Below are 13,341 nucleotides of genomic sequence, written 5' to 3'. Positions count from 1 at the left end.
ATGCGCGAAACGTTCGCCTCCGCTAACAATCTTTTTGAAATCCTCATCTAGATCGCACACACGGCAGGGTGTTCCTGAATATCCTTTTTTACCCGCAAGCTTTAATGTGGGGCAAGGGGCAGGTCTATAATTCACAATAAGAGGGATCCACTGTGAAAATGAACTCGCTTCACCATTTGAAGTTCGGCGCCGCGCCGTTCGCGCTTGGCATCGCCATGCTATCATTGCCGGCAAACGCGCAGGTTGGGCCTCAGCCGACAGACGATGAGGTCTCTTCCTCGGAGCCCGCAGTTAGTGCAACCGGTACTGATGATCAGGATTTTATCGTTGTTACGGGTTCGCGTATTCGCTCTCCCAACCTCGAGTCGGCCAGCCCAGTGACGGTCGTGAGCTCGGAAGAGTTCAAGCAAACCGGTACCACGCGAGTTGAGGATCTTATCAATTCCCTGCCGCAGGTATTTGCGGGTCAGGGTTCGAACGTATCCAACGGTGCCACGGGTACCGCTACGCTTGATCTTCGTGGGCTCGGGGCCGAGCGTACGCTCGTCCTCGTCAATGGCCGCCGCCTTGTTCCAGGTGACCCGACAACTTCGGCTGCGGACATCAACGTTATTCCTGCTGCGCTCATTAAGCGGGTCGACGTTCTAACAGGTGGTGCTTCTTCGGTATATGGTGCCGACGCCGTCTCGGGCGTGGTCAACTTCGTCATGGACACCGAGTTCGAGGGTCTGCGCCTCGATGCACAATATTCTCTTTATAACCATAATCAGCGCAACAATTCATCGTATGTTGATGCGCTAAATGGTCGTGGCTTCCCTTATCCGAAGGGGAGCGCCAACGATGGTGGCACTATCGATGCGACCGCTGCATTCGGTGCAGGCTTCGATGATGGCCGCGGCCACGTAACGGCCTATGTTGGTTACCGTAAGATCAATGCCGTGACCCAGGGGCGTCGCGATTACTCTGCTTGTGCCCTTAGCGGTCGTACGCAGGCCCAGGTGGATGCCAATGGGCAGCCTTTCTCCTGTGGCGGTTCTGCCACGACACCGGCCGGTTCTTTCATCGGTTATAGCAGCTTTGGCGATCCGACGGATATGACGGGTGGTGGGCCCAATGGCGACCAGCCAAATGGTATCGCCGACAGCTTCACTTCTACGATTTATCAGGGTGGACCCGGTCGTTCGTTCTTGCCAGGTTTCAACGCATTTAACTTTGCGCCGCTGAATTACTTTCAGCGTCCCGACGAGCGCTACACCGCTGGTGCGTTTGCCGATTATGAAGTTTCTGATTCGTTGACGGCTTATGCAGAGTTCATGTTCATGGACGATCGTACGCTGGCCCAAATTGCCCCATCAGGTAATTTCGGCAATACATTGTCGATCAACTGCGACAACCCGTTGCTGAGCGCACAACAGGCAGGCCTGCTTTGCTCGAATGAGAATCTTCTGGTTAGCAATGACCCTGCGCGTGCTTTCGACGTAGTGGGTAATTCCCCTATTTTGGATGCAAACGGTAATCCGACCGGCGCATTCGCAGCGCCATTCGATTTCATCGACCCCAACACTGGTGCCACATTTAATCGTGGCTTCGCGCAGATCCTGCGTCGGAATGTTGAAGGCGGTCCCCGCCAGGATGATCTCCAGCACACGAGCTATCGCGCCGTTCTGGGTTTCCGTGGTGATCTTAGCCCCGCTTGGTCTTACGATGCTTACTATCTCTATGGCCGCACGAATTTCGCTGAGACGTATTCCAACGACTTTTCTGTAACTCGTCTTACCCGTGCATTGGATGTGGTGACTGGCGCCAATGGCAACCCAGTGTGTCGCTCGACGATTGACGGTACCGATCCAAACTGTGTTCCATACGATATTTTTGCACAGGGTGGTGTCACCCAAGATGCGGTCAATTATCTGTCGACCCCTGGTTTCCAGCGAGGGATCGTGAGTGAACAGGTGGCATCTGCCTACGTAAGCGGTTCATTGGGCGAATATGGCCTAATGTCGCCATGGTCCACCGAAGGTATCGGTCTCGTTTTGGGCGCAGAATATCGTAAGGAACGCCTTGAGTTCCTTTCCGATGTGGCGTTTCAGACTGGTGATCTCGCAGGACAGGGTGCAGCAACGCTTCCAGTCAGTGGCTCCTTCGATGTGACCGAAATTTTTACCGAGGTCAGTATACCGTTGGTTACCAACAGCTGGCTTTACGATGCGCGCATAACTGGAGGCTATCGCTATTCTGATTATAGCACCGGCGCAAATACCGACACCTACAAGATTGAAGGTGAGCTGGCTCCGACCCCAGATATTCGCTTCCGCGGCGGCTACAACCGGGCCGTACGTGCACCGACTGTCCAGGATTTGTTCGCTCCACAACGCGTTGTTCTTGATGGAGCTACCGACCCGTGCTCCGGCTTTGTTATCTCAGCTGCAGATACGGGTTGTCTTGCTCAGGGTCTTAGCGTTGGTCAGACGGTCACGCCAAATCCGGCCAGCCAGTACAATGGTTTGATCGGCGGTAACCCTAATCTCGTTCCGGAAGTCGCCGATACCTACACGGCAGGCGTCGTTTTAACGCCTACCTTTATTCCTGGCTTCTCGCTCAGTGTTGATTATTTCGATATCAGCCTGACAGGTGGTATTCAGGGATTGGGTGCAGATACGATTGTCGGCGTTTGCACCTCGACTGCGGATCCATTTCTCTGCAGCTTGGTCAACCGCGATGGCTCTGGATCGCTTTGGCGTTCAAACAACGGGTTTGTCACGAACCTTTCGCAAAATATTGGAGGCGTGAGCACCCGCGGTATCGACGTAGTTGGTAATTACAGCCGCGAAATTGGTACTTTGGGTCGCGCAAGCCTGAGCTTCGTCGGCACCTATCTTGATTCTCTCAAGACAGATACTGGCCTAGACGTCGCAGGCGATTATGACTGTAAGGGGCTCTACGGAAACGTTTGCGGAACTCCGAACGCAGAATGGCGCCATCAGGCCCGTCTTGGTTTCGATCTCCCAAGCGGCATCGGCGCATCGCTTCGCTGGCGGTATTTCTCGTCGGTCACACTCGACGCCGTCGAGAGCAATCCCAACTTGTTCAATGGCTCGGCTTCCGGTCCTGCTCCAGGTGGTATTGCACGACCCGGCCTCGCTGAACTCGATGATGTGAGCTATTTCGATCTGGCGCTGACCGCACGTATCGGTGACAACTACAACTTCCGTCTTGGCGCAAACAATTTGCTGGACAAAGAACCACCACTTACTGGTTCGCAGGCCTGCCCGGGTGCCGTTTGTAACGGCAATACTTTTGCGCAGGTATATGACGCGCTGGGTCGTTACATCTACGCTGGTGTAACGCTCGACTTCTAAGCGTTACCTCAAAGGAAAATAAAATGGCGGGCTTGCGGGTCCGCCATTTTTTTGTGCTCAATTGGTGCAAAGACGTTAGACCATGTGAATGGCTGCCATCGCACTTGATCCGTACCTCGACTCCGTGGACGTGAACAACGTGGGCGCTGTGCTAACTGCAGGCCTGGCTGCAGTACGGCTCGGTGCGGGCGCACCGGTAGACAAGCTTGCGAGGCGCGCGCTTAGGAAAGCTCCCAATAATCCTGGCTTGTGGCAGCTACTGGGCCTTGCGGCCCGAAACGCCCAGGACAGCCGCACGGCTGTGAAAGCTTTTTGCAATGCTAATAAGCTGGCGCCCAAGGATCCGCTGATTGCGCAAAGTTATGCACAATCGGTTCTAGAAGCAGGCTTGCCAGCGCTGGACTTGTTTGATCGCGCCGCCTCATTGGCTCCGCCAAATGGCCCATTACTTTTAGGCCGGGCCGCGGCCCAAGTCGCCGAAGGCGCTGCCCACATTGCAGCACGCGACCTTGCAGCCATGTTGCAAAACAACCCCATGTGGCTTGATGGTCATCGAGTATATTCGAAGATTGTAGGTCAATTGGAGAAGCTGGGCGATCCGGCTCATACCTGGAGGGCAGCAATCACGCAGCATGGTCGAAGTGAGCAGCTTCACCATGGATTTGTGTCGTTAGCACTTGAACAAAAGGACTACGAGGCTGCTCAACATAGGCTTTCTATCGCGGCAACCATGCTAGGCGAAAATGCGTGGATCAAGCGTTTGCGTGCCCATTGCGCAAGCGAAACGGGAGATCTGGCGCTCGCCGAAAAATTGTTTAATTTAACCGTTCCTACGCATGAGCAAGACGATGTTATATATCGTGTAAGACATCTAATTCGGTCAGGAAGCTTACATAAAGCCAGCCAATTTCTTGCCTCCTTCCCATTGAATCATTTTGATGGTGCGCTTTGGCCATATTGGGCACTAATTTGGCGAGCTTCGGGAGATCCTCGTTGGGATTGGCTCGCAGGAGATGATCGTTTCGTTCAAACCTATGACCTTGAGAAGGAAGCGCGCAGTATCGGGGGCTTGGCGGAACTGCTTCGAAAGTTGCATTTTGCTGATCGCGAGCCGTTGGATCAATCGGTCCGATTGGGTACGCAGACCGACGGACCGCTTCTATCCCGTATAGAGCCGGAAATATTGGCGCTTCGCAGCCTACTTTTGAAGACGGTGGACATTTATTTATCCCAGTTGCCAGAGCCGGACCCTTCACACCCTTTGCTCAGTGCAAGGCGAGGGCCAGTTCGTTTTGCAGGGTCTTGGTCTGTGCGCCTGACGGGAAAAGGTCATCATGTAGACCATGTCCATTCGCTTGGATGGATTAGTTCTGCGTTTTACGTTTCAATCCCTGAAACGATGGCTAATCCGGCAGCGTGGAATCCGTACGCAGGCTGGCTAAACCTCGGTGCAAGCAGCGAGTTGCTACCGATCCTCGAACCAGTCCGTCTCGTTGAGCCAAAGCCTTGGAGGCTTGTGCTGTTCCCCTCCACCATGTGGCATGGTACCCGACCCTTTGCGAAGGGCGAACGCCTGACGGTGGCTTTCGATGTTGCCCGTCCCGTAGAATTTTGACCTTCTCCAGTTGCGAGTATTCATGAATAATCCTCCATCTTACATGTTGCCGGCACTCACCGCATTCAGGCGAGGTGACATGGAGGGTGCATTGGAAGCGGCAGAGATTGCGCTTTCTGACCGTCCGGACCATCAACCTTTGCTCGCTTTAGGATCGCTTGCCGCTTTACAGTTGCCTGATCCAGCGCGGGCAGTTCCGCTCTTGCGTCGTCATCATTCACTGGCGCCCACAGATGTCGCGGTATTGAGCAATTTGGCTACGGCCCTGGCAGAAACAGGCGCGCGGGAAGAGGCACTGTCAATTGTAAGCGGCGAAAAGCACCATGGAATGGCGCGTCTCGAAGGGTATTTGCAACATCAGCGTGGCAATAATGTCGATGCTATCGCCGCCTATCGCCGCGCCGTTCGGTCACAACCTGGTGATATGCAAAGTTGGAACAATTTGGGAAATTTGTTGTCGGCCAATGGAGAGGTGGACGAAGCAATTTTTGCCTTCGAGCAAGCGATTACTGTCGCGCCGAGCCAAATTGCTATTTATCTCAACTTATCCGAACTGCTGTCAAAAGCAGGGCGGGTCAAGGCGCGGTTGGTAGTCACGTCAGCGGCGCTGGAGCAGGCACCAGAAGATCCGGACGTATTGACCGAACACGGACTTGCTTTGCTCGCCGATGAACAGCACGATGAAGCGGCTACGCTGCTGAAACTGGCAGTTGACTGCCTTTCGAAACGCTCAGGCTCGTCTCTTCACGCAGCCCATGTTGAACTCGCCATTCTTCTAGAGAACCTGAACCGCACTGCTGAGCTTGAGTCGTTGGTCTCACGATGCTCGGCAGAGGGGATGGCGGATACCGAAATTGCGTTTTTGCAGGCATGGTGGGCGCGGCGTCAAAATGACTTTGAAGCGGCGTGGGCCTGGGTTCAAAAAATTCCAGACAGCATCAGTCCTTTGCGGGTTGCGCAATTGCGTGCCAGCATTGCTGATCGCTTGGGCTATACCGAACTGGCGTTTGGTGAGTTTGAAAGGATGAATGAGGCTGCGCTGCGTGAAAGCGGACTGCCGGCACAAGGCGATACTTTTCGTGAACAAGTTACAGCGGCCAATACTTTTTGGACAACAGAGCGACTAAGAGAACTGCCATCAGAACCGATGCATGACGGTCGCCGGGACCCGGTGTTTATCGTCGGCTTTCCCAGATCCGGCACCACATTGCTCGACACGATGCTGATGGGGGCATCTGAACTACATGTTATGGAAGAACAACCCGCCCTTGCGCAAGCAACCCATTCTCTGTCGAATGAAATGGTCGCACAGTTAGATGCAGACGAAATATTGGCGCTTCGAACTCGTTACTTCAATGCGGCTGAATCTCTGACCTCCATAAATCGTGGTCAGCGTTTGGTGGATAAGCATCCCCTCCATATGGCGAAGTTACCATTAATTCATCGCTTGTTTCCGAAAGCGCAGATTATTCTAGCAGAGCGCCATCCGATGGATGTTGTGCTCAGTTGCTTCATGGCAAATTTCAAGCTGAATTACGCCATGAGAAGTTTCACGTCGCTGAGGGAGGCAGCAAAGACCTATGCCGAAGTATGGAAGAGCTGTACTGCCGCAGAGCAGTCTCTCTGCATAGACGTCAAGCACATGCGATATGAGCGCTTGGTCGCCAATCCAGCCCAAGAACTTCGCCCAATTATAGAATGGCTTGGATTGAACTGGTCTAACGAATTACTTGATCATCGCGAAGTAGCTTCGAAGAGAGGCCATATCAAGACGGCAAGCTATTCGCAGGTGACGGAACCCGTTTACAAACGCGCGGTCAATCGTTGGCATCGATATCGCGAGCAAATGCGCGACGTGGAGCCTATAGTTAAGCCTTGGATCGAAGCGCTAGGGTACGAAAAATGAGCGCCTGGACTGTAAATGCCTGCGCCCAAGCTAGATCATTGGCTTTTATAGCGGGCCGCTTGTGTTCGCTCGGTTGATTCACGATTTTGTTGCTTCTGGGCAGCCCATTCGGCGGCCGTTGCACAGATCCTTTTTGCCCGCAAACGACTTCCGGTTTCTTGAATTTTTCGGCAAATGATACGGGACTGGTCGCCCATTTCCTCTTTGCCCGCCATCTTATCCTCGACAACTTTTAACTTTGTATCAGAGGACTTTACGTGATCCTGCTTTTCCTGAGCGACTGCGTTTGAAGCCATTAGCATTACAGCTAGCGACCAGACCACTTTGTATTTCATTTTCATGAGCCCCACTTTTGATACCTCTTACAAAAAGGATCACATCATGTCGCTTACGTGTCAATAAAGTCGTACGAACTTTGGCAGTAGGGAAGCGCAAAATTCGATAGATGGCAGGGCGTGGCTAACACTCTGGCTGGGTGCAGTGCACGATCATGCAGGCTCAAAAAGCGGGAAGGGAGACATCAGCCTATGCTGAACCGCAGCTCTCCCTCCCCCTCCTCGACCTGCACCGTCGATCCGTCCGGCACTTCGCCGCGCAGGATCATGTCGGCGAGCGGGTCCTGAACATATTTCTGGACGGCGCGGCGTAGGGGGCGGGCGCCGTAGACGGGATCATAGCCGACCCGGCCGAGCCAGGCCTTGGCTTCTTCGGTCAATTCGATCGTCACCTTGCGATCGGCCAGCAGACGCTGGACGCGGGCGACCTGGATTTCGACGATGGGCGCCATGTGAACTTGGCTCAGACGTTGGAACAGAATGATCTCGTCCAGCCGGTTCAGGAATTCCGGCCGAAAATGGTCGCGCACGATATCCATCACCTGAGGTTCCACATCGTCAACGGTCTGTTCGTCCGTCATGTTCGACAGATATTGGCTGCCTAGATTGGACGTGAGAATGATGAGCGTGTTCGAGAAATCGACCGTTCGGCCCTGTCCGTCGGTCAGACGACCATCGTCGAGCACCTGCAACAGCACATTGAACACGTCGTTATGGGCCTTTTCCACCTCGTCGAACAGGATCACCTGATAGGGGCGGCGGCGCACGGCTTCTGTCAGCACGCCGCCTTCCTCATAACCGACATAGCCGGGAGGCGCGCCGATGAGACGGGCGACCGCGTGCTTTTCCATATATTCTGACATGTCGATGCGCACCATGGCACCGCCGTCGTCGAACAGAAATTCGGCGAGCGTTTTGGTAAGCTCCGTTTTGCCCACGCCGGTGGGGCCGAGAAATAGGAAGCTGCCGAGTGGCCGATTGGGGTCCTGCAGGCCTGCGCGTGACCGGCGGACGGCCTTGGAGACGGCCTCGATCGCGCGGTCCTGCCCGACGACCTTTTTTGCGAGCATATTTTCCATATCGAGCAATTTCGCACGCTCGCCCTCTAGCATGCGATCGACGGGAATGCCGGTCCATTTCTCTACGACGGCGGCGATATCCTCGGTGGTTACCTCCTCTCGCAGCATGGCGCCTTCGGTGGCTTCGCCGGCCTGAGCCAGCTTGCGTTCCAGATCTGGGATCGTGCCATAGCTAAGCTCTCCGGCGCGAGCCAAGTCGCCGCCGCGCTGCGCCTGATCGAGTTCGATCCGGGCCGCGTCGAGCTGTTCCTTCAGCTTCGACTCCGCACCGATCTTGTCCTTTTCAGCCTGCCAGCGCTGGGTCAGCGCGCCAGATTGCTCCTCCAGCTCGGACAGCTCCTTTTCCAGCGTTTCCAGCCGATCGCGCGACGCCTGATCCGTTTCCCTCGACAGCGCTTCCCGCTCGATCTTGAGTTGGATGATCCGCCGATCCAATGCCTCGATTTCTTCCGGCTTGGATTCCACTTCCATGCGGATACGGCTCGCGGCCTCGTCCATCAGGTCGATCGCCTTGTCCGGCAGGAAACGATCCGTGATGTAGCGATTGGACAGCGTTGCGGCGGAGACCAGCGCGCTGTCCGTGATCCGGACGCCATGGTGCAGCTCATAGCGGTCCTTGATCCCGCGCAGGATGGAGATGGTGTCCTCCACCGTCGGCTCACCGATATAGACCGACTGGAAGCGGCGCTGGAGTGCCGGGTCCTTCTCGATATATTTGCGATATTCATCCAGCGTGGTGGCACCGATGCAATGCAACTCGCCGCGCGCCAATGCCGGTTTCAGCAAATTGCCGGCATCCATGGCGCCTTCCGATTTGCCCGCGCCTATGAGCGTGTGCATCTCGTCGATGAACAGGATGATCTCGCCATCCGCCCGCTTCACTTCGTCAAGGACGCCTTTCAGCCGCTCCTCGAACTCGCCGCGATATTTGGCACCGGCAATCAGGCTGCCCATGTCGAGAGACAACAGGCGGCGGTCCTTCAACGTGTCCGGCACATCGCCATTGGCGATGCGCAGGGCCATGCCCTCGGCAATGGCGGTCTTGCCCACACCGGGCTCACCGATCAGCGCGGGATTGTTCTTGGTGCGGCGCGAAAGGATCTGAATGGTGCGGCGGATCTCTTCATCCCGCCCGATGACGGGGTCGAGCTTTCCCTCGCGCGCGGCTTCGGTGAGGTCGCGCGCGAACTTTTTCAGCGCGTCATAGCGGTCCTCGGCGCCCGCGGTATCGGCTGTTCGTCCGCCGCGCAGATCCTCGATCGCGCCATTGAGCGACTGTGCCGTCACGCCCGCAGCAGACAGCGCCTTTCCGGCAACAGTGTCCTTGGCCAGAACGAGCGCCAGCAGCAGCCGTTCGACGGTGACAAAGCTGTCACCGGCTTGCTGAGCCACCTGTTCGGCCTGATCCAGCGTGCGGATCGCATCATTGTCCAGCCCCGGCGTCTGCTGCGCCCCGCCGCCGGATACCGCCGGGACCTTGGCGAGCGCCGCATCGATATCGCGCACCGCAAGCTTTGCGTCTCCGCCGGCGCGCGCAATCAGGCCAGCGGCCATGCCCTCGCTGTCTTCCAAAAGCGCCTTCAGCAGATGCTCTGACGAAATGCGCTGATGATTATTCCGAATGGCCACGGTTTGAGCAGATTGCAGAAAACCTTTGGCACGATCGGTGAATTTTTCGAGGTTCATGGCGTTCCTGTCGATGCTGTGGCGTGCCGAAGGGGCGGTGCGCCACGGAATGTAAATTGTCTGTCATCAGATATAATGTTGCATTTATGCCACACAAGTGGCGGAGTGTAGAGCGCGAGCCTATTTCGCGTGGTGAGCTAGTTAGACAAGTTTCATCGCGTAACGCCTTGCCGCACGCGCGTTTCGGCACGGATCGCGGCATTATGCCGATCAGCCAGCGTTGTTTGTCGAAAAAACGACAAAGGCTGCCAGTTTTGTGCGGGAGGCTCTGGAAGGTCGTGCCGATCGGCGATAGCACATTGTCGTAGTGAATTACGGGCCGGCCCCACGTCACCGTCCTGAGTGGGCATGATGCGGGGCAGAACAAGGCGGGGCCCGCGCCATTAGGAAAAGGAATCTACTCCATGCGTTTGATCACCAAACTGGCCCTCGCCAGCTGCACCGCCGCGCTGGTTGCTGGGGGCGCGCGGGCGCAGGTTGCGGATTATGTGGCTAAGGCTGCGCCGGTGAGCGAGCTCGTTTCGCAGGTTGATATTCCCTATCAGAAATTCACCCTCGACAATGGCCTGACCGTGATCGTGAACGAAGACCGCAAGGCGCCGATCGTGGCCGTGTCCGTGTGGTATGATGTCGGCTCTGCCAACGAGCCGAAGGGCAAGACCGGTTATGCCCATCTGTTCGAGCATATCATGTTCAACGGTTCGGAAAACGCACCCGGCGATTATTTCACCTATACCAAGCGCATCGGCGCGACCGATCTCAACGGCACGACCTGGCTGGACCGGACCAATTATTTCCAGACCGTGCCCCGCTCCGCGCTGGAATCCGCGCTGTTCCTGGAGAGCGACCGGATGGGCTATCTGCTCGATGCGGTGACGCAGGAGAAGCTCGACAATCAGATCGGCGTCGTTTCCAACGAGAAGCGGCAGGGCGACAATCAGCCTTATGGCCTGGTGCCCTATAAGCAGATCGAACTGCTGCTGCCCGAAAACCATCCCTATGGCCATTCGACCATCGGTTCGCTGGAAGACCTGGAAGCTGCGTCGCTGGACGATATCAAGGGCTGGTTCACCGATCATTATGCGCCCAACAACGCGATCCTGGTGCTGTCCGGCGATATCAGCGCGGCCGAGGCCAAGCCGCTGGTGAACAAATGGTTCGGCCCGATCCCGCGCGGCAAGGCCGTGGCGCCCCTTTCTGCCGAGGTGCCGACGCTGGACGCGGTCAAGAAGGTGGTGATGAAGGACAAGGTCCCGACCACGCGCATCTATCGCAGCTGGACGCTGCCGGGCCTGAACGATCCCGACTTTACCGCGCTGGACGTGGGCGCAGCCGTACTGGGCGGCCTGGCCAGCTCGCGGCTGGACAACATCCTGGTGCGCGATGAGCAGAGCGCCGTCGCGGTATCGGCCTCGGTCATGCCCTTCACGCTTGGTTCGATGATGACCATGCAGGTGGACGTGAAGCCGGGCGAAGATCCGGATGCGGTCGCAGCGCGGCTCGATCAGATCATGGCCGATTATATCGCCAAGGGACCGACGGCCGAGGAAGTGAAGCGCGTCGCCACCAGCGAAGCGGCCAGCCGTATCGCAGGTCTGGAACAGGTCGGCGGCTTCGGCGGCAAAGCCGTGGCCCTGGCGCAGGGCCAGCTCTATTCCGACGATCCGGAATATTATAAAAAGGAACTGCAGCGCCTCGCCAGCATGACGCCGGGCAAGGTGCAGGCGGCCATGCAGAAATGGCTGACCCGTCCCTATGCGGAAATCCGCGTGGAGCCCGGTGAGCGCGAGGCCTATAATGAAGTGTCCGCCGGCGCAGGCGGCGCAGTGGTCGATGGATCGACGCCGGGGCCAAATTATTACCGCGCCCCGGAAGGGGACTGGATCGATGCGCCGGCGAGCGACATGCCCGTCAGCTTCCAGGACCGCAGCCAGTTCCCCGAACCCGGCGCGGTGCCCGATCTCGACTATCCCAAGGTCGAGATGACCAAGCTGAGCAATGGCATCCCCATCTATTTCGCGCGGCGCGACGCCGTGCCGATGGTGCGCGTGGCCGTGACCTTCGACGCCGGCTATGCGTCCGATCCCAAGGACGCGCTCGGCACCGTAGGTCTGATGACGGCGATGCTGGACGAGGGCACGACCACGCTCAGCGCGCTTGATCTGGCCGAAGCGGAAGAAGCGCTGGGGGCCAATGTTTCGGTCGGCTCCAGCCTCGATCGCACGACGGTCGGCGTGCGCGCGGTGAAGGTCAATCTTGCACCCACGCTCGATCTGCTGGCGGACGTCATCAAGAACCCAGCCTTCGACGCGCAGGAGCTGGAGCGTGTTCGCGTCCAGCAGATCACCCGCATTCAGGCCGAAAGCACGCAGCCACAGAGCCTGGCCTTCCGCGTGCTGCCGCCCATGCTGTATGGCGAGGCGCATCCCTATGGCGTACCGTTCACCGGCACCGGCGATGCGGAGGTGGTCCAGCGTCTGACCAGTCAGGATCTCGCGCAGTTCCACCAGCGCTGGATGCGCCCGGACAAGGCGCAGATCTTCGTGGTGGGCGATACCACCCTGGCCGATATCAAGCCGATGCTCGAACAGCGGTTCGGCCAATGGAAGGGCACCGGTGCTGCGGCTCCGGACAAGGTCTTTGCCGCGCCGCAAGCGTCGAGCGAGGGCAAGATCATCGTGATCAACCGTCCCAATTCGCCGCAGTCGCTGATCCTTGGCGGTGAAGTGCTGGGCGCCAAGGGAACCGACGATCTGCTGCCGCTGCAGGCTGCCAATGAGGTGCTGGGCGGAGATTTCCTCAGCCGCATCAACATGGATCTGCGCGAAGACAAGGGCTGGGCCTATGGCGCCTATACCTTCCTGCAGCGTCCGGAAGAGCAGGTGCCGATGATCGTCTATGCGCCGGTGCAGACCAACCAGACCGGTCCTTCGGTCAAGGTGCTGATCGAGCAGATGAACGCCTTCCAGGGTGCCAGCGGCGTCACGGCGGAGGAATTGCAGCGCACGGTGCAGGGCAACACGCTGGAACTGGCCGGCAATTTCGAACAGTCGAGCGCGGTTCTCAGCCAGATGCAGCAGGATGTGCTCTATGGCCGCCCGCTGGATTATGCGGACACGCTGGCGCAGCGCTACAAGTCGCTCGACACCCAGCAGCTGGACAGCGCGATGCGCGGGGCGCTGGACGTCTCCAAGCTTACCTGGCTGATCGTGGGCGATGCCGCCAAGATCCAGGACCAGCTGGCCGATATCGGTCTGCCGGTGGAATATCGCGGCTTCGATCCCGCGGCCGCCACAGAAGATGCCGCCCCCATGGAAACCTCGGGCGAGTAATTCATTCTATTTCTGCAACGAACTTTTCA

6 protein-coding genes are annotated in these 13,341 nt (G+C 57.3%); 4 read left to right on the top strand and 2 right to left on the bottom strand.

From position 1 onward, the window contains the following. Nucleotides 1-158: 158 nt before the first annotated feature. The 3 genes from G410_RS0108475 (at nt 159) to G410_RS0108470 (ending at nt 6,880) form a co-directional block, all read left to right on the top strand. Entirely contained in the window at nt 159-3,359 is a 3,201-nt protein-coding gene (locus G410_RS0108475) for a TonB-dependent receptor domain-containing protein (protein WP_022673224.1), read from the top strand. A gap of 88 nt (nt 3,360-3,447) precedes the next feature. Next, nucleotides 3,448-4,974 (top strand): putative 2OG-Fe(II) oxygenase, encoded by a 1,527-nt coding sequence (locus G410_RS17695; RefSeq protein ID WP_084489073.1) that lies wholly within the window; start codon nt 3,448-3,450, stop codon nt 4,972-4,974. 10 nt (nt 4,975-4,984) lie between these two features. Beyond that, on the top strand, nt 4,985-6,880 hold the full coding sequence (locus G410_RS0108470; protein WP_156851904.1) for a tetratricopeptide repeat-containing sulfotransferase family protein: 1,896 nt from the start codon (nt 4,985-4,987) through the stop codon (nt 6,878-6,880). 35 nt (nt 6,881-6,915) lie between these two features. On the opposite strand, the gene G410_RS16150 is transcribed toward G410_RS0108470, so the two are convergent. Together G410_RS16150 and clpB are read right to left on the bottom strand one after the other, a co-directional pair. Beyond that, the gene (locus G410_RS16150) at nt 6,916-7,221 is read right to left on the bottom strand and encodes a hypothetical protein (RefSeq protein WP_156851903.1); all 306 of its coding nucleotides are present in this window, start codon (nt 7,219-7,221) and stop codon (nt 6,916-6,918) included. Between the two features lie 179 nt (nt 7,222-7,400). Next, nucleotides 7,401-9,980, bottom strand: coding sequence for an ATP-dependent chaperone ClpB (clpB, locus tag G410_RS0108460; RefSeq protein ID WP_022673221.1), 2,580 nt, complete (start codon nt 9,978-9,980; stop codon nt 7,401-7,403). 404 nt (nt 9,981-10,384) lie between these two features. Here clpB and G410_RS0108455 point away from each other — a divergent pair, with 404 nt between their 5' ends. Next, entirely contained in the window at nt 10,385-13,312 is a 2,928-nt protein-coding gene (locus G410_RS0108455; protein ID WP_022673220.1) for a M16 family metallopeptidase, read from the top strand. Nucleotides 13,313-13,341 lie beyond the last annotated feature (29 nt).

The sequence above is a fragment of the Novosphingopyxis baekryungensis DSM 16222 genome (genome assembly GCF_000420305.1).
GTDB classification, from domain to species: Bacteria; Pseudomonadota; Alphaproteobacteria; order Sphingomonadales; family Sphingomonadaceae; genus Novosphingopyxis; species Novosphingopyxis baekryungensis.
This window is presented reverse-complemented; position numbering and strand designations above follow the sequence as displayed.